Here is a 24004-nt window from a genome sequence, read left to right as displayed (position 1 = left end):
TTTTTTCTACTAAGCTTGACGCTTAATACATCACCAATTATTCAGCAGATGCTTTAGCGAATAATTGACGACCACGGTAGATACCATCTTTAGATACGTGGTGACGACGGTGAGTCTCGCCAGTAGCTTGGTCTACAGTTAATGCATTCTCGGTTAAAGCGTCATGTGAACGGCGCATGTCACGGCGAGAGCGACTTTTACGGTTTTGCTGAACGGCCATGATGGCTCCTTACAAAGATCGAAAAAATGGATCAGAACAAATTCGATTGTCTTATACTCAAGAGTATAACACAAAAATTAGTTAAGTTTACCCTTCAAACCTGCCAAAACATCAAACGGGTTGTCCCGTTTTTCTTCAACAAGCTCTTCAGCGGCAGGTTGATGCTTATGTTCACAAGCGTCGTGCTTAGGTGACAAAGGCATCAACAATAACAATTCATCCTCTATCAGTGAGAGTAAATCAGCAGTCGCAGGTGCATCATATGAACCTTTGGTTGTTGCTTCACTTTCACCTAAAACGATGAAATCAGCATCCTCATCCAAGCGCTCTATCAGTGACTCGTCATCTACAAGAGCTAGATGAAAACTTAAAACAAGTGGGATCTCAACAGTATCCAGACAACGCTGGCATTCCATTGGAACATTTGTTTCAACATGACCATCTAGCCATACAATGCGATGATAAGCATCCATTGATAGCTTACAGTCTATGTTAATCAATTGATCATCAATTGATCCAACAGCTTCACGAGCAATACGAACAAAGCGAGATAATGGCAGTGTTCCTGACCATTTAAAGCCCTGTTCAGCCCATTTAAACGGCTCAATCTGTGCCGGAAAGGTATTTGCTGACATAATTAAGGCGGCAATTCTACAAATTCATCAGTACTCTGTCAAAGATTAAGATACAATTTTGTACTTATTTAGACAGACCATTTGGGTAACTTAAGTTATGCATCTGTTGCAGCCGCAAACAGAAGTGAATGTTTCATCACTTATGAGCACAATTTCAACGCTTGATTCTGACATTTCAACCGACCAAGTGCAACTCTCGGCTTGGGAGAAACTTTCCACAGAAACAGAACACGTCGAATGGCTCATCTTACACTTTAATCATTGGTTTTCCCACCTGAATGTGAGCTTAGTGAAAGGTGACTTTGAGCCCGAATACTTTCCTGCTGATTCAAACGGCCCTGCCCGTATTCAATTTGCTCATGGTTATTTCAATAGCGCCTTGCATGAAATTAGTCATTGGACTATTGCTGGTGATCAACGTCGTTTACTTCCCGATTTAGGCTATTGGTATGCACCTGATGGTCGTAGTAAAGAGCAACAAGCCCTCTTTGAACAGGTAGAAATTAAGCCGCAAGCGATCGAATGGTTATTTGCAAAAGCCTTTGGGCGCAAGTTTCGTGTCTCACTTGATAACCTCACTGGTGAAGGAGGAGATGGCAGTAGCTTTAAAGATAATGTCTACGCACAATTACAGGCTTATTTTAAGGGCGATGCCAAACTTCCACGCGATGCTTGGCGCTTTATCCAATGCATTTGTCACTGTACACGTGCTGGCAAAATGTTACAGGCGAATGAATTTCAACGTGAAATGCTTGATTAAATTATACAATTTGACTGCATTTCACATTGCACAAAGCAAATAGACCGCGACATAATGTCTAGAGCTTTTAATAATAAGAGGAAAACGACATGTTGCATTTAAGAATACATCCGGAAAATCCTCAGCCCCGTTTAATTACGCAAGCCGTTGAACGGATTCGTGCCGGCGATGTGGTGGTTTATCCTACAGATGCCGCCTATGCCATCGGTTGCCAGATTGGGAACAAAAATGCCATGGAACGCATTGCCCAAATTCGTCAGCTCGATGCTAAACATCAATATGCGATTATTTGTGCTGATTTATCTGACATTGCCACGTATGCCAAAGTCGATAATGCCATGTATCGTTTATTGAAAAATAACACCCCTGCGGTCACTACCTTTATTTTGCCTGCGACCAGTGAAGTTCCTCGCCGTTTAATGCATCCTAAAAAGAAAACCATTGGACTACGCATTCCGAGCAACCCGATTTGCCAATTATTACTCAAAGAACTCGGTGAGCCTTTATTAACATCGACCTTAATTTTACCGGGTCAAAAAGAACCGATTGATGATCCTTATGAAATTGAACTGCAAATCGGCAAACGAATAGATGTATTAATTGATGGCGGTTTAGGTACTTTAAATACCACTAGCGTTGTAAACCTTGCAGGTGAATACCCTGAAGTGATTCGCCGTGGTGTCGGTGATGTCAGTGCCTTTGAATAGCATGTACTGTTAAATACATGCTGTATCCGATCAGAGGCACAGCATGTAAAAGTCCTCTGCTCAAAACGCGGTTAAAGCACCTTTCGATAAAGGAATCGACCTGATGACTTTATTTCAAATGTTACTAAAGCTGCAAAATGCGACAGACCTCAATGTCTCCGAACAAAACCGTCTTAATCATCTTGCTATATATGCCACTGAGCCTTGGACTTTAGAATCCACGGCTCAACTAAGGGCAGCATCTGATAAAAATTTAATTTCACCAATAGCGACAACACCGCCGCAGGCTTTTTCTTACTTTCTGCATGCATCAACGGTCAAATCGCTGTTTAAACGTAGAGCTAATCAAAATCTCTGCTCGCAAGCGCAGTGCCAACTCATCATCGAATTTGCACTTGAGCAAAGAGTCTTACCAACATACTCACAGCCTTGATAATTAGCTTTCGCTCAAACGCAATAAAGCTGCATAAATTCCTTTAAATGAATTTTCTGCTCTCCCTGCTCATCAAAATTATTTGTATCGAGCCAAGCTACGTAAGCTTGATACAACATTGGCCAATCCTGATCTAACATCGCAAACCAAGCAGTATCACGATTACGACCTTTCACTATCACATGTTGACGAAACAACCCTTCAAATTGAAAGCCAAAACGCAAAGCAGCATTTTTCGAAGGCGTGTTCAAGTCATCACACTTCCACTCCACCCGTCGATAACTTGCTGCAAAGCATGCTTTTAACAATAGATAAATGGTTTCTGTTGCTGCGGTTGATTGCTTCATTAAACTTGAAAAATAGACATTACCAATTTCGATGACAGCATGTGCTGGGCGCACATTAAGCAAACCAACCCATCCTACAATGGCATCACCAACCTCAATGACATAATGTATCGAACCGGCAAAATGAAAGGATTGCTGAAAATAATCACGCAATTGCTGCATGCTTTGAATTTGAGAATAAGGCAAATACGTCCAACAACTTTCATCAGGTTCTTGTTGTACTGTCTGCCATAGCCGCTGTAAAAGACTAACATCAAGCTGATCGGGCAACATCGGAATAAGTCGAACAGATTGCCCCTCTTCGGCTTTATACCTGAACTGGCTAGGTTCAAACTGCGCCAACGTCATCCCTACGGCCTGACCCCATTGATTATATTGTTGTGGCATAGCAAATATTCTTTTAGTCAATTCAATCAAATCATTTCATGCTGGACGCCCATCATCCAGATATCACAGCTTAAATGAGTTCATGGATTGATGAGTGTATTTTTTACAATTAACACAAGATGTGATCGATATCACAGCTTTAAAATTTTACATGTGCATAAATAAAGACTATTCCCTATAAATTTTAAGTTTTTTAACCAATTCAACCGTTCAGTAATTTCTTTAAACGCATTTTTCCATTACACTATTCCCTATAAATTTTGTGCTTTTACTTTCGATGTGAGATCGAAGCGAAAGCTGTCTGCATGCCTTTGAAAATTCGCGTGGCCTATAATTGCAATGAACCAAACTGTCCATAATTCTATGGAAGATGCTCCACACATTCGCGTTTTGGATGAGTGGCAAGAAGCTATTCCAGAAGATTTGTACATTCCACCCGCTGCATTTGAAATTCTATTAGAGCATTTCGAAGGACCACTCGACTTTCTGATTTACCTGATTCAAAAAAATGGCTTCGACTTATTACAAGTCGATATTGCCCCGATTGCATCCCAATATTTGTCCTATATGGATGCAATGAAATCTCTAGATATTGAATTAACCGCAGATTATATGGTGATGGCAGCCCTATTGGCCGATTTAAAATCGCGTCTATTATTGCCAAAACCTAAGTCGACCGCAGCACATGAACAAGATCCTAAACAAGAATTGATTGACCGTTTAGAAACGTATTTACGCATCAAACAAGCTGCGGAAAGATTAGGTCAAATGACAGTATTGGATCGGGATACTTTCGATACCAATGTCAGTTTAGGAACGATTGTCGAAACCAATGATGGTTATGACATTCAATTACTTCGTGATGCCATACTCTGTGTTTTTAATCGACCAGAACCAGTTACCCACCAAATTCTGCAAGAGCCTGTCTTACTCGAAGAACGTATTGCTTATATTGAAACTAAGCTTGAGTCAGGTGAAGTATTAGATTTTGCAGACTTACTCAAGCCAAGCCAAGGCCGCATGGGTGTTGTCGTGACATTTATGGCCGTGTTGGAACTGACACGCCAACAAAAAGTTCAAATTGTCGCATCAGGTGTAGAAGCACCGCTTGCAATTCAGGGAGCACGTGCATGAACACTGAACTTAAACAAATGACTGCGGTGTCTTCAGAAGATAATCTGCATGAAATTTTGATGCAGCTTGAAGCCATTATTTTTGCCAGTGAAGCGGCGGTGAGTATTGCCCGTTTAAAAGAGGCTTTCCAAGACCGTTTCAGTAAAACCGAATTACGCCAATATTTGCAGCAGCTTTCAATGCTGCAACACGGCAGATCAATTGAACTTGTTGAAACCGCTCAAGGTTTCCGTTTTCAAGTACGTGCAAAATATCGTAATATTATTGCACAGACCTGGCCTGAACGACCAACTCGTTTATCGCCATCCTTGCTCGAAACTCTTTCTGTCATTGCTTACCATCAACCGGTAACCCGCGCAGATATTGAGCAAATCCGTGGGGTGACCAACAATAGTCAAATTTTACGTACGTTATTTGACTGGAACTGGATTAAAGAATCTGGTTTTCGTGAACTCCCAGGACGACCCGCGTTGTTAGTTACAACGCCTCAATTTTTAAATGCTTTTGGTCTAACCTCTTTGGGCCAATTGCCTCCCCTGCAGGATGCCAAGGAAGCTTTTATGGCCCTCGATGCGAATGCACCGAAGTCATAAATAGGTGAACTGTTGATGATAATTTCTAAGGTTATGCTGTCATGAGTGAAAAATTGCAAAAGGTGCTCGCACGCGTTGGTTTGGGTTCTCGCCGTTATATGGAAGAAGTCATTGCCGCTGGTCGTGTGAGCGTAAATGGGCAAGTTGCCCAAGTGGGTGAACGTATCGAACCAGGTGATGAGCTTCGCATCGATGGTCGTAAAGTTCAGTTCCAAATTGAAGACGAAATTCGTCGCCGTGTGTTGATTTACTACAAACCAGAAGGCGAAATTTGCTCACGCAATGACCCTGAAAACCGTCCAACGGTATTTGAACAATTACCTCAAATTACAGGTGATCGTTGGGTAATGGTAGGTCGTCTAGATATCAACTCTACAGGTCTATTGCTGTTCACGAATGACGGTGAACTGGCGAACCGTTTAATGCACCCTTCTAGCGAAATCGAACGTGAATATGCCGTTCGTGTCATGGGTGAAGTCACTCCTCAGTTAAAAAATAACATGTTACAAGGCGTTATTTTAGATGATGGCCCTGCAAAATTTGAGTCATTCTCTGAAATTGGTGGTGACGGTATTAACCGTTGGTATCAAGTGGTCGTAAAAGAAGGTCGTAACCGCGAAGTTCGTCGTATTTTCGAATCTCAAGGCTTAAAAGTGAGCCGTCTTTTACGTACACGTTATGGTTCAGTGATTCTGCCACGCGAACTGCGTACTGGTCGTTGGATCGAGCTAGATAAACAAGATATTGACAACTTAACCAAGTCGGTTGAACTTAAACCACGTCAAGGTACTGGCCTGTTTGGTATGGCGAAACGTCGTACTGAACGTATGCAAGACAAACCAATGGCAGCACGTCGCGGTGGTTACTTACGCCAACAACGTCGTGACAGTGACGAAAACCAGCCACAACAAAGCAATGGTTATCAAGACAATCGTGGCGAACGTCGTACTGGTCGTACTGAAGGTGGTTTCCAAGGCAATGGATTTAATCGTTCAGAGCGTCGCAACGAAGGGTTCAACAATAACCGTAATGATCGCAACAGTGAAAACTTCGGTAACCGTGAACGTCGTAACGACAATTATGGCAATCGTGAGCGTCGTAATGACTCTGTGCCAAGTCGTGCATTTAGCGGAAACAACAAAGGCTTTAAGAAATTTTAATTTCTTAAGCATAAAAAAACCGCTCATTTGAGCGGTTTTTTTATACCAATACTAAATAAATTGTTCAGTGGTTTGTGGAATCGCACTCAGCAAACGCTTGGTATATTCATGCTGAGGTGATCGATACAACTCATCCGAGTTTGCAATTTCAACAATATCACCATGGTTCATCACCATGATTTGATCAGAAATATATTTCACCACAGATAAATCATGTGAAATAAAGATATAGCTCAAACCAAATTCATCTTGTAAATCTTGCAATAAATTCAGAACTTGGGCTTGAACCGAAACATCTAATGCAGACACAGACTCATCACAGATCAAAATTTCTGGCTTTAAGGTCAAGCATCGTGCAATGGCAATACGTTGACGCTGACCACCAGAAAACTCATGTGGATAGCGATAAAATGCTTGGGCTGGCAAACTGACTCGCTCTAGTAAATCAAAAGCCATTTGCTCTCGTTCTGCATCATCCTTCCCTATCTGATGCACTTGCATCGGCTCCATCAGAATTTGACCCACCGTAAAACGTGGATTAAGCGAAGCATATGGGTTTTGGAAAATGATCTGTATTTTGCGCTGATATTGGGTAAATTCTTTTTCGCTCATCGCCAAAATATCATGACCTTCAAACAGCGCCTGACCACCTGTCGCTTCCTGTAGACGCATCAGTAAAAGGCCGATTGTGGTTTTACCTGAGCCAGATTCTCCAACCAACCCGAGCGTTTTACCTTTCGCCAGTTGAAACGAGACACCTTTGACCGCCTGATATTCATCCTTACCAAATAAACCCTTGCGGCTATAAAACGATTTTTTCAGGTCTTTGACATCTAAGATAATCTGTTCATTACCTGTGAGACCACGCGTTCGTTGTCTACGGGTTTCTTCTGATAAATGCACATCCTCAATCAGCTCATCACCATTTTGACGCATAAAATCACTGATCATCGGTAATTTATAAGGACGTTCTGACATCTGCGGACGGCACTTGAGCAAAGCGCGTGTGTAAATATCTTTAGGATGGTCGAGCACTTCATTGACCAAGCCTTGTTCACGGATTTCTCCATGACGCATGACAATCACCTGATCGGCAATTTCGCTTACCAATGCTAAATCATGCGTAATGAATAGCATCGACATCTCACGTTTCTTTTGCAAGGCTTCAAGTAAATCTAAAATTTGCTTTTGAATCGTCACATCAAGTGCTGTGGTTGGCTCATCGGCAATCAATAACTTCGGCTCACATGCAATTGCCATTGCAATCATGACCCGCTGTTGTTGGCCACCTGACATTTGGCTAGGATAGGCATCAATTTTCGTTTCAGGAGAAGGAATACCCACTTCCTTCAATAATTCCAAAGTCCGTGCTCTTGCCTGCTTACGTCCCATACCTAGATGAAGTCGTAATACTTCGGCAATTTGATCACCCACCGTAAAGACTGGATTGAGTGACGACATCGGTTCCTGAAAAATCATCGCAATATCTTTACCACAGATATTACGCATTTCTCTTGGAGACAGACTCAGTAAATCCTGCCCTTCAAAAACTATTTTACTGCTTGCATCTATACGGCTTTGATCACGTGGCAACAGCCCCATGGTTGCCAACGAGGTCACCGACTTGCCACTACCAGATTCTCCCACAAGCGCCACAGTTGTATTGGCAGGAATGTCAAAAGATATTCCTTTGACCGTTTCGATATAACTTTTATCTTCGGCTTTAAAGCTCACTTTCAGGTTTTGAACACTGAGGAGCGTTGGTTTAACAGTTTGATTTTGTTCCGTCATCCTTTACTCCTCCTTATTTCAATTTTGGATCTAATGCATCACGCAGTGCATCAGTAAACATCGAAAATGCCGTAACCAAAACCGCCATCGCTACAGATGCTGCGATAAGTTGCCACCATTTACCTAAAATCAATTCACTTTGTGCTTCATTAAGCATACTTCCCCATGACACAACCCCAACAGGAACGCCAAATCCCAAGAAGCTCAAAATCACTTCTGACTTAATAAAGGCCACCACTAAAATCGAAATTTGCACCAATGCAATATGACTGACGTTAGGAAAGATATGCACAAAGATACGTCGGAAATGACTCACCCCTATCGCTTTGGCAGCGAGCACATATTCACGCGAAGTATGCTTCATATACTCTGCACGAATCAGGCGATACACCCCCGTCCATCCAGTAAGCCCTAGAATGAGGACAATCGATAAAATCCCCTTTTGTTGTAATACAGCTGCAATCGCAAGAACCAAGAGCAAATACGGAATCGAGGTAAAAATGTTATAAAACCAGTTTAAAATATCATCGACCCAACCACCGAAATAGCCAGAAATTGCCCCTAAAATTGTCCCAATCACGACAGCAAGTAATGCAGCTACCACGCCAACAATAATAGATGTTTCAGCACCTTTAATGGTTTTTTGCAGGACATCCTGCCCCCATTTATCCGCACCAAACGGTAAAGTTTGTTTTAGCTCGCTTTGTTGATCTAACAAATGGCCACCCAATTGCTGATCAATCGCTTTCATATCTTCTGCTAGTGGATCGACAACGCCATAGTAGTCAATTGCATTGGCACCATCTTGCTCAGTTGCAATCTCTGCATTCAGTTCAGCAATTACATCCTTTAAAGGATCAACAGGATTTTCAGGCAATGCCATATCTTCTGCTGATGCTTTGGTTTTGGCTGTTTCATTGAGTTCCGCCCCAATAAAACTTGGAGGTGCATAACTCACAGCCACTTCTTTATTCCAATTGGATGCAACCACGCCTGTCATCGACAATAGCAACACCACGAAATAGCACAGTACAACGAACAACGACACCATCGCTAATTTATCGGCCTTTAGGCGTCGCATCGCCAACTTCCACAAGCCAGTCGATGCAGGTGTTGATGCCGTTGCTTTGGTCTTATTGAATATTCCTAGCATAGGCCACCTACTTCAACTGAACGCGAGGATCGACAAGTTTATAAATCAAATCCGCGATTAAGTTAAAAATCATTGTAGCCGCTGCAACGTAGACTGTAATCGCCTTAATGACAGGGAAGTCACTGCGCTCAACAGCAATAATGACTTCACGACCAATACCCGGAATACCAAAGAATCGTTCAATCAGGAAAGCGCCTATCAGCAGTGCTGGTAGACTCGACATGACATCGGTAATAATTGGAATTGAGGCGTTACGTAGTACATGTACACCTAAAATACGGCTTTCACCCACACCTTTCGCACGCGCAGTTCGAACATAGTCTTGATTGACTTCATCCAATACAAAACTGCGGTATAAGCGCAAAGTTGGCGCAATACTCACCACCAACATAATTAAGATAGGCAGTAAACCGTATTTAAATAAGTTTTCGCTAAAGTGATCACTCCAGCCTTGAACCGGAAACCAACTCAACTGATATGCAAAAACGTATTGGAAAACAATAATGTAAACCAAAATACTAATCGACATACCAATCGTACAAAGCATCATAATCATACGATCGGTTAATGTGCCACGAACTGAAGCCACAGCAAGTGCCAAACCAATTGAAATGATCGTTTGCAAAATAGTTAAAGGAATTAAAATCGTCAGTGATGGTCCTAGTCGGGTCAAAATAATATCTGACACCGACTCACCTGTACTCCAACTCATTCCATAATCAAAAGTTAAAATTTGCTTAATGAAGATCCACAATTGGACATAGTAGGGTTGATCAACCCCCAACTGTTGACGGATGTTTTCAATTTGCTCTGGGTTCGACATTTTGCCTGCTAAAATATAAGCAGGGTCCCCACCTACCCAATTAAATAAGAAGAATATGAGCAGAACAACCCCCAACATCGTTGGGATCATCTGCCATATACGCCGTATGATATATGCCAGCATAAAGTTGTCCTTACTTCACTCGTTGTCCAGTAATTTCATCAAAGAAAGCTTTGTTATCAGGTTTACGACCTAAGAAATCATGTACCAATTTTTCTGCTTCATATTGACCACCTTGCGACAAGATCGTTTTACGGTAGCGTTGTCCCACTTCAGGGTTATTTAGGTTATCTGCGAAAGCAGACAACATATCGAGTGCCATCACTTCAGACCACATATAGCCATAATAGCCAACTTGATAACCGCCCATGATGTGGTTGAATTGTCCTGGGAATTCGGTACTTGGGACATAGCCTAAAGCTGTCTCGCCTTCCATCTTCTTCCAGACATCTAAAGGTTTAACACTCAAAGCATCTGATGAGTGAAGAGCCATATCATATTTTGCATACAAGGCTTGACGTGCATAATGTAAACCACGTCCATAGCTATGAACTGCTTTTAATTTATTAATCAGGGCATCATCTACAGGTGGACACGCTGGATTACAGTAGTTTGCGAGTGTAGATAAAGTTTCTTTACGACGCGCCCACTCTTCATACATTTGTGAAGGTGCTTCTACAAAGTCACGCTCTACAGAAGTCCCCGATTGAGATGCATAGCGTGTATTGGACAAAATACCGTGTAAGGCATGACCAAACTCATGAACAAAGGTTTCAAGTTCATCACTATTTAAACCTTTACGGTTAAAGTTGGTCACTAAAGCAGAAATCGGTTTACGCTTAGTCAAGGTACTACCACCTTTTACGCCCCAAACAGCTGCATGACCGTACTTCCCTTCACGTGGGTATTTATCGATATATAAACCACCAAGCAACTCACCGGTCTTTTTATCTTTTACATCGTAATATTCAACTTCTGACTGCCAAACATCGACTTTCGAAGGCTTAAATTCAATGCCATAAAGGTCAGATGAAATGGCAAAAATCCATTCTTGAGATGCTTGGGTTGGGAAATAGTCACGCAATTTTTCTTGATCGATTTGATACTTTTCTTTGCGAAGTTTTTCACTCCAGTAACTCTCACTCCAGCGATTGATTTCAGCTTTTTCGAGTGGAATTTTCAGGCTTTTCGCTTTGAACTCACGTAAAGTCTCAACTTCTTTTTTCTCTAAAGGTGCCACCGTTTGATGAACATCGGCTAAGAACTTATTCACTGTTTCAGGGTCTTTTGCCATACGGTGTTGCAACACCCATTCGGCATAGCTTTTTTTGCCAAAGAGCTGCGCAATTTCATAACGTAAATCCATTGCTTGCTTTAACAATACTAAGTTTTTCTCAGTACCACGACGCGTGAATGCAGTTTGGTAACGCTTACGCGCATCATCGCTTTCTGCTAGTTCCATAAATGGACGGTATTCTGGGTATTCAAAACCGAGCAAATAATTGCCCTTTTCATTTTTCTTTAAGCCCGAAATATAGCTGTCTGGCAAGCCTTTCAACTCCGCCGGTGTAAACTCCAGTTTTTCTTTATTATCTCGTACATTACGCGCATATTCTTGTTCAATTTTTGCCAATTCATCAAAGATAGCTTTCAAACGTGCACGTTTTTCAGGTGTAAATTGCACCCCTGTATTTTCAAAACCATCCAAGATGTCTTGACGCATTTTTTTATCAATTTCGTCATTGGTTTTGAGTTTTTTAATTTGCTCATAAAGTTTTGGATTTTGATAAACCGAAGTTTGAAACTCCATAATTTTAATTTCACAATCTTCCGCAGCCTTACGTAAAGCCTCATCAGGATCGACGTTGCTATATAGTCCGATTGGTCCATAAAAATCTTCAAATTTGGCAAAAATTTGATCCCACTCCGCCAAAACAGGTGCTGCTTTTGCATTATTTTTTATCTTTTTTTGCTCAAATGCCGCTAAATCTGTTTTCACTTGCTGAATTTTGGCATCACACAGCGCAGGTATTTCTTTGGCTTGGAACTTTGGCAAAGTACTCCGTATTGAATCTTCGGCTTGAACGAATTGGCTAGCGCCGATCATCAACATACTGAGGGTGGTGAGTTTCAAAGCTTTATTTTTCATAATTTCTCCAGTTTTGTTCCATTTTATTTTTTCGGGTCAATATCGATGTACATCCATTCTGTTGCCAAAATTGGATGCTTTTTATAACCAATCACGCGTGGTTGCGACAACACACTACGGTAACGTGCATAATTAATTTGGACAGGCATATACACTTCTAATATGCGTGACATTTTCCGATAGACTGCATCCCGCTCTGGTCCCGGTTTCATACGCTGTGTTTGTTCATATAAACGGTCGTATTCAGGTATTTTTGAACAGCCGTTGTTGGTGACATTTATATTTTTGCCATAGAACAATTGCATAAAATTGTCTGCATCTGGATAGTCTGCGATCCATGCAGATGCTTTAAACATGGTTTTACACTGTTTTTCGGCTTTTAACGCTTCTGCAAATGGCATCGACTTTGTTGTCATTTTAATTTTGATGCTATCTAAAGTTTTCTTCCAAAATTCGCCCAACTGCTGACTACGGCTACTATTGCCCGATATCGTCATTTCAATCGTAAGCGGTTTACCATTCGGTTGAGTACGCCAGCCATCTGCGCCGACTTTATAGTTATAACGATCGAGCAATAAATTTGCCGCTTTAACTGAGTATGGAATACTCGACTTATAATTCGGGTCATAGCCGACAACACCGAGTGGAATTGGGCTTTGTAATTTTTGTGCATCACCATTCATCAAAATTTTGATTTGATTATCTGCTGAATAAGCCATCGCCATTGCACGACGTAATGCAATTTTTTCTTTACTAAAACCTCCAACCACAGGGTTTTGCATATTCCAATAGTGATAGTCGATAGAGGGATCAGAAATCCGCGACATTTGGATACCTTTTTTAGCCAACTCAGGCTTTAGCTCTCCATCTTTTAAGGCTTGTACCGACAAATCTCCATCTAGTACCAACAAATCCGCTTCATTTTTTGCAAAGGTCAACCAACGTGATTGTGATTCTTCCATCACCTGAATATCAATCACGCCAATTTGCGGCATTTTTTTGCCTTGCATGGCTTTTACGATCTTTTCATCTTTGGCATCTGATGCTTTAAAGTCCCAGACAAAGCCACGATAGTTTGGATTGGCCTTTAAAATAATTCGTGAGCCAGGTGTCCAGCGTGTTAAAATATACGGCCCTGTGCCCACAGGTTTACCCATCACAAATCCCGCTTTGTCTCGATATTTTTCGACTACTTCACGTGCCATGGCCGATGCAGGTTGATGGGCCAATAACATTGGAAAATTTTGATCTGGAGAATTTAAACGAATGATAAGGGTATAACGATCAGGAGTTTGTATGCCATCAATGGGCGCATCATAATCAAACTTACCTGTTTTTTTCGCCTTTTCTAAAACCTTCTCCATGCCTAAAATACGACCATCAAGTAGCCAACTGTTTGGTGAACGAAGTTGTGGATCGACTAACCGTCTAAAGGTATATGCATAATCAGCCGAGGTTAACTCTCTTTTCTTGCCCTTAAATACAGGATCATCAGCAAAATAAATGCCTTTTTGCAGGCGAATGGTATAAGTCAAACCATCAGCACTGATTTCTGGCATCGCAGCCGCCGTTTTAGGAACCAACTTTGCCGGCGATGCTAAATAGTCATAGGTATATAAGGTTTCAAAGATTGATGTATTCACATGTGCAGAATACAGATCATGCACGCCAACTGGGTCAAAACCTGTTTCTGCGACAGGGAAAATATGACGTAAAACTTTATTTGGATCTGCTGGATTCTTTGCCGATGCTAATGTCGGCATCGCATTGAACAACACTCCCCCCATCAAACACGCTGTAGCAAATTTGGTTAGCGTAAAATTCGAATTTCGCTTCATTGTAATCCTGACTCAATTATTTTTTACTAGGCTGAATATCGAGATATTGCCAACTGGTGTTCATCATTGGATGTGTTTTATACCCCTGAATTTCAGGGTGAATTAACCAATTACGAATCCGTGTAGAATGGATAATCCAAGGGTTATCCGCTTCAATTTGACGGTTCATTTTTTCATAAAAAGGTTCACGATCTTTAGGTTTCAACACAATTGCTTGTTTATATAATGCGTCATAAGCTTTAGATTGATAACAACTTAAATTCCCTTGTCCTGAATTTGGCCCATATAGTAATTGAGCAAAGTTCTCCCCTTCAGGATAATCTGCAATCCACGCTCCAGACCACATCATATATTTACATTGCATTGCTTCTTTTAAATTATCAGCAAAGTTACTGACCTTAAACTGTACCCGTATCCCAATGGCATCGAGATTTTTTTTCCACAACTCAGATTGAATCACCGATTTAGAGCTATTTTCAGTATTTATTTTTAAGGTCAACGCTTTACCATCGGGCAAGGTTCGATAGCCATCAGCACCTTTCTTATAACCAAATCGATCCAGTAATTTATTGGCCAGCAATGGGTTATATCCCAAACTGCTGCGATATTTTGGATTAAAGCCACTCACGCCTTCTGGCAAAAACATTTCAGCCTTTACGGCCTGCCCTTGATATAACTGTTTAATCGATTCAGCTTGATTGTATGACATGCTGATGGCACGGCGTAAAGCAATTTTTTCAAGGCTTTGACCGCCGACAAGCGGGTCTTGCATATTGAACATGCTGTAGGTGATTTCAGCATCTTTATTTGGATAATGCTTAATGCCGAGCTTTTGCATATCCGGCTTAAGTTTATTTTGCGAATCTAAGGCTTGCGGTACTGCATTTGAGGTCAATTTGTCAAAATTCAGCTGCCCTGTTTTAAATGCTAACCACCGTGACTGTTCTTCTTCAATAATACTGACGGAAACTTTGCCGATTTGCGGCATTTTCTTCCCGTTCATTTCTTTGACTAATTGATTATCCCAAGCTGTGCCTGTCGATTTAAAATTCCAAACAAAACCACGATAATTCGGGTTTGCAACCAGTTCGATCTTGCTACGTGGCACATATTTACTGAGCTGATACGGCCCCGTTCCTACAGGATGTTGTGCAATTTTATTTCCATAAAATTCAACAACTTCTTTTGAAACTGCTCCAAACGTAACATAGGCCAAAATATATTGGAAATTATAGTCAGGGCGCGTCAAAGTAATTTGCAAAGTATAAGGATCTATCGCTTTTAGGCCGGCAATAGCCGCATTGTAATTAAATTTCCCAGACTTCTTTGCATCCGCAACGACCACATCCCCTCCTAAGATTTTGCCATCAATAAATGAATAGGTCGGAGAACGGTTAGCTGGATCTAAAATTCGTTGAATCGCGTAAATGTAATCTTGCGCAACTAGCTCGCGTTTTTTTCCCTTAAAGGCTGGATCATCTGAAAAATGGATGCCTCGTTTGATTTTGAAGGTATAGACTTTTCCTTCTTGTTCAATCTTTGGCATCGCTTCAATAGTATTTGGAACAAGAACAACAGGACGTGCTAGATAGTCATATTTCAATAAGGGTTCAAAAATGGCTTCCGCAATATTGCCACTATAATAATTATAGGTTTTGACCATATCAAAACCATCATCCGGTGCTTCAAATGCAATATTTAAAACTTTATTCGATTGTGCAGAAGCTTGAACCTCGGCCATCATCCCTGTTGAAATTAATAATGCAAGGAGCGCTATTTTAAATTTTCTAGTTTCCAAACCTTTTCCTTTCTGATGATTTTTTAATAATACAAAGCCGCAAGCAGACTTTAAATAAAGCCACCCTCACTAAAATAAAATGAACCAGTTTAAATTGAGTTTTAAACGTAGAACTTAATACAGTAATTAATATAAAGCGAAATTCATGCCACCACTCCTTGGTTGAAAGTTATCTGAATTAAATATCCTTTTAAATTCATTTTTTAAGATAAATTTATACTAATAGTGACTTTCCGAGTAAAGCTCGTTTTTATCAAAAATTCAACTCTTGGATGTGTACTCATCCATGCACATTCTGCACAAATATAATACATTCCTGATTCATAATGGATCACGATCAGATGAAATGACAGATAAAAGACAACTAAGCCACTGAATTTATAATTTTTTATTTTTTATTTATTTATCTTATTAGCCTTATAAATCAAACACATAAATATGAATTAAATCACACTTTTTGAGGTTTAATTTGCACCTAATCATGTTTTTAAATTTTTTTTTGATCAAAAGTTAAATTCCTAATAAAACCTAATTAAAAGGATAACTTTAAAAAAATATACTTACCGTTCATCTTAAAGTTCTCCACTTTAAAACCAATAATGTAGATATTTATTAGTATTTTATATTTGAAAATAAAATTTAAATATAAATTTGGCACTTGAATTGCTTAAAAAGAATCAAGCAATATCGCTAACTACAACAAAAAGGAATACTTTTACTATGAAAGAGAAAAAAAATGCTAAATCTGTGGGGGGCACACCATTTAGCAAAACAATACTTAAATTAAGTACTCTTAGTTTAAGTATGCTGTGTTTATCTTTAGCGCATGCAGCAGAAACAAATGAAGAAGAAACAGTTAAGCCAACGAAAGTAGCCAAAGTAACTGTGACTGGTTCATCCATTAAAGGGGTTTCTGCTCAAAGTTCTTCACCTATTACGGTGATTAAAGTTGAAGAATTAACTAAACAAGGGGTAACAACTACTGAAGAAGCCTTAATAAAAATTAGTGCGAACCAAGCGGGATACAGTACAGCGCAAAACGTTGGTGCAAGTAATACATCAGGCTCAACAGCGAACTTACGTGGCCTAGGATCAGATAAAACCCTCGTCTTACTTAATGGACGTCGTTTAGCTTATAGCCCATTTAGTACCTCTGAGACCAACTTAAATACCATTCCGCTTGCAATGGTTGAACGTATTGAGGTTTTACGTGATGGTGCCTCTGCAATTTATGGTGCAGATGCAATCGCAGGTGTAATTAACTTTATTACCAAAAAACAATACACAGGCTTAGGTATTAGCGGTGGTTTACTCAAACCAGAAGATAAAGGCGGCGAAGAATACGATGTTTCGATTTTTGGTGGCTATGGCGACTTAGATGAACAAGGTTTTAACGTTTATGGCGCAATTGACTACCGTAAAGCCAAAGAAATTATGGCAAAAGACCGTAAAGTCAGCCGTCGTGGTGGCCTTCTACCTGAGTTAGGTATCGATGCTGGTTCAGCAAATGGCTTCCCTGCTAACTTTCTTGATCCAAACGGCGGGCCTTTAGATGCAGACGGAAATCCTGAAGGTGTATTAGCGAACCCATACGGTGGAGCTGCAAACTGTAATAACTTAGTCAATGTAGTTGAAGATGGCGGACTATGTTTCCTCAACACCCAAGCATTAATTGGTATTCAGCCAGAAACTGAGGACTTGTCTGCAATTGGTCGTGCAACCATCAAACTTAGCGATAACTTCAACGCTATTGGTGAATATGTCTATGCAAAAAGCAAAGTGACGACTTCTATTGCTCCAGACGTCTACAGCCGCTCTGTCACGATTCCTAAAAGCAGTCAATATTATCCAGGCGAGGGTATTACCCCTGGTGTAGATGGTCTAAGTGGTGATCCATTACAACTTTACTTACGCTCTCAAGCCGGTAACCGTGTTTCACAATCTATCAATGAATCACATCGTATTTTTGCCGGACTTGAAGGTGAAGCATACGGTTGGGATATCAACGGTGGCGTAACTTACGCAAAAGGCGAAGCATCAGATAGCTTTGTAAGTGGATACTTAAATCGTAACAAACTACAAGAAGGATTAAATGACGGCACAATCAACCCATTTGGTCCATCTGCAGATGCTAACGTTTGGAACTCATTAAATGTGAGTGGTACAACAAACGAAGCAACACTTGATTCCACAACATTTGACTTTACCGTGAGCCGCCCGATTTACACCTTACCAGCTGGTGATGTTGGTTTTGCATTTGGTGGAAGTTTTACAACTCAAGATTGGGAAGCAAAAGTAAACTCTGAGTTAGTACGCCTTGTACCGGGTAGTGGTATTGACCCTGATAAACCTCTGAGTAAAGGTGACCGAGATATTACTGCCGCTTTTGCTGAGCTTCAAATTCCAATTACCAAAACTATTGAAGCTCAACTTGCAGCACGTTATGACGACTACAGCGATTTTGGCGATACGTTCAATCCAAAAGTCGGTATTCGTTGGGAACCAATGAAGCAACTTATGTTCCGTAGTACATACAGTACTGGTTTCCGTGCTCCAAGCCTTTGGGAAATTAATGCGCAACAAAGCAAAACCTACACTGGTGCAAAATATAACGACCCTGTCCTTTGTCCAGGCGGTAATCCAACTTCACCTCAATATCAAACCGAATGTAATACTCAGTTCTACCGTATGCAAGGTGGTAACCCAGATCTTCAGCCAGAAGAATCTAAAACATTTACCGCAGGTTTTGTTTACGAACCAATTAAAAACTTAGTTTTAGCTGTTGATTATTACAACATTGAAATTGAAGAATTAGTTGGCCAAGTGGGTGAAACTTCAATTTTTGAAGATCCTGAGAAATATGCTTCATTATTCGTGCGTGGTGCCGATGGTCGTATTGAATACATCAATACCATTCTAATGAATACAGGGGGTATTAAAACTCAAGGTATCGACATTAGCTTAGATTATCTTTCACCATTAACCGCGACAGGTCGTTTTGGCTTTGGCATTAATGGTACCTATGTCATCAAAAATGACTACCAAGAAGAAAAAGGCGGTGATTGGGAAGGCTTAGTAGGTGTGTATGACGACCCTGCTGTTTTACGTTGGAAGCACACAGCGAACCTAAATTGGAGCTATGAAAACTGGAAAATCATCTTCGAACAACAGTTCTTCCGTGGCTACGATGACCAAAACCAAATCGGCGAAGAAAAATTTGATAAACACCGTGTGCCTGATTACACACTGTATAACGTTGCAGGAACATACAGTGGTTTCAAAAACTTAGAAATCACTGGTGGTATCAAAAACCTATTTGCTGAAGAGCCTGCTGCATCGAACGTATTAGATAACTTCCAATATGGTTATGACCCTCGTTATAGCGATCCTACTGGTCGTACATTCTATGTCCGTGGTACTTACAAGTTCTAAAAGCTAAATTTGCCAGTACGATTCCAACTGGAATTGTACTGGCACTATTTATTTAATTAATTAGTCAAACATAAAAAATGCAAAAAACACTTATATCTCAAGTGCCAATTTCACTATTGATTGTTTGTCTCACATTTCAGGAGTAGTAATGGGCAAAAGCTTTTCCGAATTAGAAAATAATTCCGGCAAACGCCTGATCGGAATTGGGGCAGTCATTCTTCTGCATCTCATTGTACTCTACGGATTAATTACTGGCCTGTCCAAAAAAGGTGAGAAAACTGTAGAAGAACCTGTTGAATTAATCATTATTCAAGATAAAAAACCTGAGCCAGAAAAACCGAAACCAATTGAAAAACCACCTGAACTACCAAAACTCGTTAAGGAAGTGCTCAAAACACCAGACCCTCAACCTGAACAAAAGGTTGTTGAAAAAGCTGCACCAACACAAACAGTTAAAGCCGTTTCAACACCTACGCCTACAACCTCTCCATCTCCTAGCCCTGTTGCAGCACCTGCACCAGTCGCTGCGGCAGCACCCGCTCCTGCCCCTGCTCCAAAACCAGCTGGGGAAACACGTGGTGCATCTGAGGGTAGCGTTGGATGTAAAGAACCAGATTACCCTCGTGAAGCTGCAATGGCAGAAGAAGTAGGAACTGTCCGCATCTCTGTATTGGTTGGGCCTGACGGCAGTGCGAAACAAGTGAAGGTCAAAAAATCGAGTGGTACTAAATCTCTAGATAAGGCTGCTAGCAAAGCATTCAGCTTATGTACATTTAAGCCTGCACTCAAAAATGGTGAGCCAGTTGAAGATTGGTTTGATATTGAATACGAATTTAAACTTGATTAATGAATCTACAAAAATTTGGAGAATATAAATGAATAAAATGATGAAATCTGCGCGTATTTTTGCATCTGCTACAGTTTTAGTAACAAGTACATTACTCCCACTGCAAGCAGCATTTGCTGAAGAATCTGCAAATACTGCAACAACACAAGTAGAAACTACGAATACAACAAATACACCTGCACCGCCACCAATGCCTACAGCAACCAAAGAAGTCTATAACCCGTATGGCTTAGAAGCACTATGGCGTGAAGGTGACATCGTTGCTAAATCGACACTCTTTATCTTGGTCCTGATGTCGATTGGAACTTGGTACATCATGGTCACTAAATTTATTCAACAAGCTAAAATTAAACGTCAAGGCAAAGAAGCCGAAGCTAAATTTTGGGATGCTGCTTCAATTGATAGCGCAGCAGAAACCTTAGACGAATCGAGTGCATACCGCTTTATTGCAGAAAAAGGCATTAATTCAACCAAAAAACATGGCGGTAATCTGCTGGAACGTATCGACTTCAACACATGGGTGACTATTTCAATCCAGCGTGCTATCGATAAAATTCAAAGCCATTTAAGTGGTGGATTGGCTTTTCTCGCAACTGTCGGTTCGACTGCACCATTTGTGGGTTTGTTCGGTACAGTTTGGGGTATTTACCATGCTTTAACGGCAATTGGTATTTCAGGTCAAGCATCTATTGATAAAGTTGCAGGCCCAGTCGGTGAAGCCCTAATTATGACGGCAATTGGTTTGGCTGTAGCAGTACCTGCGGTTCTTGGCTATAACTGGTTAACGCGTCGTAATAAAGCAGTTCTAGATAATGTTCGTACCTTTGGTTCAGATCTACACACCGTACTTTTAAGCGGTGAGATCAAAAACAATAATAACGACACAAAATAAGAGAGGCATCAGCCATGGGAATGATGGTCAATTCAGATGGTGACGAAGATGATGTAATTTCAGCCATTAATACAACACCTTTGGTTGATATTATGTTGGTGCTGCTCATTATTTTCTTAATTACAGTACCTGTTGCAATCCATACAGTTCCGGTGAAGTTACCTGAGGAAAAAAACACACCTTATGAAACCAAACCGATCAATATTCAGATTGCTGTCAATAAAAATGGCGATATCTTCTGGAATGAAAAATACATTGCAGATAAAGATACGCTGATCAGTCGACTACAAGCGGAAGCTAAAAAGCGTCCGCAACCTGAAGTTCATATCCGTGGCGATCAGGTGACAAAATATGAAGCGATTGATGAAGTCATTAGTGCGACACAAGCAGCAGGAATTGGCAAAATTGCTTTTGTCACTACTCCTGTTGCCGCACCATAATCGGATGAGGGACAAGGTATGGGAATGAATGTCGGTTCCGATAAAGACGATGATGTTATGTTGGACGTCAACATGACGCCATTGATCGATGTGATGTTGGTTTTGCTCATTATGTTTATTATCACAATTCCAATTCCAAATAATTCGATCAATATTGATTTACCAAACGGTACGCCACCGCCAACCAATGAAAAGCCGCCTGAGCCGGTCACCTTACGCATTGATGCGCAGGGTAAATTATTTTGGAATGGTCAACCCGTTGCCAATAAGCAAGCTTTAGAAACACTTTTTGCTGGTGTTGCACAACAAGCAGATCAAGATACGATCAAAGTGCAACCTGACAAAATGACAGAATATAAAGATGTCGCTATGGTGATGGCAGCAGCACAACGTTTGAATGTCAAAAAAATTGGTGTCTCAGCAAATCAATAATTGCTCTCCAACAAAAAAAGCCAACTGATCACCTCAGTTGGCTTTTTTAATTCTTCACAGAAATCTATACAGTTAGTGACTCAGAAAGAAACTCTTATTATTTATTAAGTATTTTTCTGCTTCCAAAAATCGTATAGCTCATGATCACAGTTTGGCTTTAACTGACTAAAACTCAACCCTTGCTGTTCATGAGGTTCATGTCTTAATTTTTCGGCAATCTCTGCTGTAGATAAGCCATAGGCTTCTGCATCAGCATTTGAATAGGCATACACAATTTTTTCAACTCCAACCATTCGCAGAGCTGCCAAACACATTGGACACGGTTGTCCGCTCGCATAAACGACACAGTCCTTCAAAGACGTCGTATTTAAATTTTGTGCGGCTTGTCTTAATGCATTTAACTCGGCATGAGATGTCGGATCGCCTGAGATTAATATTTGATTCACCCCTGTACTCACCACAGCACCATGCTTAACGATCACAGCACCAAATGGTCGCCCACCTTGCTCAATATTTTCTTTCGCAAGTTGAATCGCAAGTTCTATAAACGCATGATCCGTCATAAATACGCCCAATTATTGTCAATATAAAGAGTTAGCCCATTATGCCAATACAGGAACATCAATCCATAACGCCTCTGGAAAGTGTTTGGCTAAATATGCTTTTAAATATTCAGCAGTATCTTTAGAAATCAATGCATCTTGCGATTCATCATTTAAATTATAAGCCAGTGCATAAAGCACTAAGCCACGACTTTTTAGTGCTTCCAAACTTAAAATCGTATGGTTAATGCTGCCCAAACGACCTGATGTCACCAAAATAATGGGATATTGTTTCTCTACAACATAGTTGATGGTTAAAAGGTCTGTGGTTAAAGGCACCATCAAACCACCCGCACCTTCGACTAAAACGTTGTCATATTTTTCAGTTAAACGTTTTGTCGCATATTCAATTTTAGCAAAATCAATGTCACGTCCATCGATTTTGGTGGCGAGATGTGGCGACGCAGGATAACTAAATATTTCAGGCATCGTGAGTTTGGTTTCATCTTCGACCAACAACCCCGTGCCCATAATTTGACGATGTTGTTCTATATCCTCAGAAATATCGACATTGCCTGTTTGAATCAACTTTTGCGTGATCGTTCGCACCCCTTGTTCATTCCATATTTTAGCCAAATAGCCCGTGGTATATGTTTTACCGATGCCTGTATCGATCCCACTAATGAAATAAACTTGCCCTGTCATGGCATTCTCCGTGCAATACAAAAAATCGGATGATAGGTCAGTGCATAACGCATCTGCCCAGATTCATCACGCAAAGAAAACTGTTGATATGCTGAATAAAAATCAAAGAGCGATTGTTTCGTCCAACGAAAATGTGAGGCTGTCGCAGTCACACCTGTCGCTTTTAAATGCTGCAAAACCTGCTTTGGATGATCAAAATATAATGCCGCTGTCTGCTCTGAAAGATGCAGAATTTCAAAACCATTTTGACTTAATATAGCTTGAAGCATGTCGATATCGAGGTAGTCCAAACCCTGCCCAGTCAAAGCTTTTATTTCCTGTAAATTCTGCTGTCCAAAGGTCGAAAAACAAAAATATGCCTCTGGATTTAAACTTTGAAAGGCTTTTTCGACAATGCCCGCAAAGTTCCCTACCCATTGCAAAGCCGAACTCGATGCGATCAAGTCGATATGCTGTGGAAATTCAAGTTGTTCGATATCTCCAAGTCTGTACTGAATCTGTGGACTTGACGGAAAATGCTGTTGAATTTCTGCATATAGATCATTTAAAACCATACGATTGATTTGCATATTTTCCAGCATTAAATGGCTTAAATTCCCCGAGCCACATCCAATTTCAAAAAGCGTTTCCACAGGATGATTTTGCAACTTTGGATAATACTGCTGCATCAACTCAAATAAATGTTGAGCAATCTCTTTTTGTGCTACGGCATGTTCAGCATAGCTGTGCCCTGCCTGAGCAAAGCGTAACGCCACTTGGGATTTATCAATCTCAAAATTATTCACA

Annotated in this window: 23 protein-coding genes; 11 read left to right on the top strand and 12 right to left on the bottom strand. The window is 40.6% G+C overall.

Annotation, left to right across the window (positions count from 1 at the left end; genetic code table 11):
- Window positions 1-37: 37 nt before the first annotated feature.
- Together rpmF and FTU06_RS12495 are read right to left on the bottom strand one after the other, a co-directional pair.
- On the bottom strand, window positions 38-220 hold the full coding sequence (gene rpmF / locus FTU06_RS12500; RefSeq protein WP_004279227.1) for a 50S ribosomal protein L32: 183 nt from the start codon (window positions 218-220) through the stop codon (window positions 38-40).
- Window positions 221-297: 77 nt separating this feature from the next.
- Window positions 298-855, bottom strand: coding sequence for a DUF177 domain-containing protein (locus tag FTU06_RS12495; protein WP_078190057.1), 558 nt, complete (start codon window positions 853-855; stop codon window positions 298-300).
- 97 nt (window positions 856-952) lie between these two features.
- Between FTU06_RS12495 and FTU06_RS12490 the strand changes: the two genes are divergently transcribed.
- The 3 genes from FTU06_RS12490 to FTU06_RS12480 all read left to right on the top strand — a co-directional run bounded on the left by FTU06_RS12490 (window position 953) and on the right by FTU06_RS12480 (window position 2755).
- On the top strand, window positions 953-1615 hold the full coding sequence (locus FTU06_RS12490) for an elongation factor P hydroxylase (protein WP_180008193.1): 663 nt from the start codon (window positions 953-955) through the stop codon (window positions 1613-1615).
- Between the two features lie 89 nt (window positions 1616-1704).
- Window positions 1705-2322 (top strand): L-threonylcarbamoyladenylate synthase, encoded by a 618-nt coding sequence (locus tag FTU06_RS12485; protein WP_078190059.1) that lies wholly within the window; start codon window positions 1705-1707, stop codon window positions 2320-2322.
- A 103-nt stretch (window positions 2323-2425) separates the two neighbouring features.
- The gene (locus FTU06_RS12480; RefSeq protein WP_180063865.1) at window positions 2426-2755 is read left to right on the top strand and encodes a hypothetical protein; all 330 of its coding nucleotides are present in this window, start codon (window positions 2426-2428) and stop codon (window positions 2753-2755) included.
- Window positions 2756-2769: 14 nt separating this feature from the next.
- On the opposite strand, the gene FTU06_RS12475 is transcribed toward FTU06_RS12480, so the two are convergent.
- Window positions 2770-3489 (bottom strand): GNAT family N-acetyltransferase, encoded by a 720-nt coding sequence (locus tag FTU06_RS12475; RefSeq protein ID WP_180146929.1) that lies wholly within the window; start codon window positions 3487-3489, stop codon window positions 2770-2772.
- Window positions 3490-3828: 339 nt separating this feature from the next.
- Between FTU06_RS12475 and FTU06_RS12470 the strand changes: the two genes are divergently transcribed.
- The 3 genes from FTU06_RS12470 to rluB are packed head-to-tail and all read left to right on the top strand — an operon-like array spanning window position 3829 to window position 6376.
- Window positions 3829-4623, top strand: a complete 795-nt coding sequence (locus tag FTU06_RS12470) for a ScpA family protein (protein ID WP_180005437.1) — start codon at window positions 3829-3831, stop codon at window positions 4621-4623.
- On the top strand, window positions 4620-5216 hold the full coding sequence (gene scpB / locus FTU06_RS12465; RefSeq protein WP_078190063.1) for an SMC-Scp complex subunit ScpB: 597 nt from the start codon (window positions 4620-4622) through the stop codon (window positions 5214-5216). The genes FTU06_RS12470 and scpB overlap by 4 nt, the downstream gene beginning before the upstream one ends.
- Before the next feature lie 41 nt (window positions 5217-5257).
- The gene (gene rluB / locus FTU06_RS12460) at window positions 5258-6376 is read left to right on the top strand and encodes a 23S rRNA pseudouridine(2605) synthase RluB (RefSeq protein WP_180146926.1); all 1119 of its coding nucleotides are present in this window, start codon (window positions 5258-5260) and stop codon (window positions 6374-6376) included.
- 51 nt (window positions 6377-6427) lie between these two features.
- On the opposite strand, the gene FTU06_RS12455 is transcribed toward rluB, so the two are convergent.
- The 6 genes from FTU06_RS12455 to FTU06_RS12430 all read right to left on the bottom strand — a co-directional run bounded on the left by FTU06_RS12455 (window position 6428) and on the right by FTU06_RS12430 (window position 15874).
- A complete protein-coding gene (locus FTU06_RS12455) occupies window positions 6428-8167 on the bottom strand; it encodes an ABC transporter ATP-binding protein (RefSeq protein ID WP_180102420.1) in 1740 nt (579 codons plus the stop codon).
- 13 nt (window positions 8168-8180) lie between these two features.
- Complete coding sequence (locus FTU06_RS12450; RefSeq protein ID WP_180008185.1) at window positions 8181-9320, bottom strand: ABC transporter permease; 1140 nt, start codon at window positions 9318-9320, stop codon at window positions 8181-8183.
- A 7-nt stretch (window positions 9321-9327) separates the two neighbouring features.
- Complete coding sequence (locus FTU06_RS12445; protein ID WP_078190067.1) at window positions 9328-10266, bottom strand: ABC transporter permease; 939 nt, start codon at window positions 10264-10266, stop codon at window positions 9328-9330.
- A 10-nt stretch (window positions 10267-10276) separates the two neighbouring features.
- Window positions 10277-12292: a M3 family metallopeptidase gene (locus tag FTU06_RS12440; protein WP_180146923.1), complete on the bottom strand. Its 2016-nt coding sequence runs from the start codon at window positions 12290-12292 to the stop codon at window positions 10277-10279.
- 23 nt (window positions 12293-12315) lie between these two features.
- Window positions 12316-14079 (bottom strand): ABC transporter substrate-binding protein, encoded by a 1764-nt coding sequence (locus FTU06_RS12435; RefSeq protein WP_373684707.1) that lies wholly within the window; start codon window positions 14077-14079, stop codon window positions 12316-12318.
- 67 nt (window positions 14080-14146) lie between these two features.
- Window positions 14147-15874, bottom strand: coding sequence for an ABC transporter substrate-binding protein (locus FTU06_RS12430; protein WP_180089381.1), 1728 nt, complete (start codon window positions 15872-15874; stop codon window positions 14147-14149).
- Between the two features lie 774 nt (window positions 15875-16648).
- Here FTU06_RS12430 and FTU06_RS12425 point away from each other — a divergent pair.
- The 5 genes from FTU06_RS12425 (at window position 16649) to FTU06_RS12405 (ending at window position 21971) form a co-directional block, all read left to right on the top strand.
- On the top strand, window positions 16649-19360 hold the full coding sequence (locus tag FTU06_RS12425; RefSeq protein WP_180146917.1) for a TonB-dependent receptor: 2712 nt from the start codon (window positions 16649-16651) through the stop codon (window positions 19358-19360).
- A gap of 148 nt (window positions 19361-19508) precedes the next feature.
- Window positions 19509-20207 (top strand): energy transducer TonB, encoded by a 699-nt coding sequence (locus tag FTU06_RS12420; RefSeq protein WP_180022671.1) that lies wholly within the window; start codon window positions 19509-19511, stop codon window positions 20205-20207.
- A 28-nt stretch (window positions 20208-20235) separates the two neighbouring features.
- Window positions 20236-21099: a MotA/TolQ/ExbB proton channel family protein gene (locus FTU06_RS12415; RefSeq protein WP_078194237.1), complete on the top strand. Its 864-nt coding sequence runs from the start codon at window positions 20236-20238 to the stop codon at window positions 21097-21099.
- A gap of 14 nt (window positions 21100-21113) precedes the next feature.
- Window positions 21114-21539, top strand: coding sequence for a biopolymer transporter ExbD (locus tag FTU06_RS12410; RefSeq protein WP_078190074.1), 426 nt, complete (start codon window positions 21114-21116; stop codon window positions 21537-21539).
- Window positions 21540-21557: 18 nt separating this feature from the next.
- On the top strand, window positions 21558-21971 hold the full coding sequence (locus tag FTU06_RS12405; protein ID WP_078190075.1) for a biopolymer transporter ExbD: 414 nt from the start codon (window positions 21558-21560) through the stop codon (window positions 21969-21971).
- 104 nt (window positions 21972-22075) lie between these two features.
- On the opposite strand, the gene FTU06_RS12400 is transcribed toward FTU06_RS12405, so the two are convergent.
- From FTU06_RS12400 to bioC, 3 genes are read right to left on the bottom strand one after another with little or no spacing between them, the layout of a single operon-like run.
- Entirely contained in the window at window positions 22076-22534 is a 459-nt protein-coding gene (locus FTU06_RS12400) for a nucleoside deaminase (RefSeq protein ID WP_180146914.1), read from the bottom strand.
- A gap of 39 nt (window positions 22535-22573) precedes the next feature.
- Window positions 22574-23218 (bottom strand): dethiobiotin synthase, encoded by a 645-nt coding sequence (gene bioD / locus FTU06_RS12395; protein ID WP_180146911.1) that lies wholly within the window; start codon window positions 23216-23218, stop codon window positions 22574-22576.
- On the bottom strand, window positions 23215-24003 hold the full coding sequence (gene bioC, locus FTU06_RS12390) for a malonyl-ACP O-methyltransferase BioC (protein ID WP_180146908.1): 789 nt from the start codon (window positions 24001-24003) through the stop codon (window positions 23215-23217). Before bioC ends, bioD begins: the two co-directional genes overlap by 4 nt.
- Between the last annotated feature and the right edge of the window lies 1 nt (window position 24004).

This window comes from Acinetobacter sp. YH12052 (assembly GCF_013419835.1).
GTDB classification, from domain to species: domain Bacteria; phylum Pseudomonadota; class Gammaproteobacteria; order Pseudomonadales; family Moraxellaceae; genus Acinetobacter; species Acinetobacter amyesii.
This window is presented reverse-complemented; position numbering and strand designations above follow the sequence as displayed.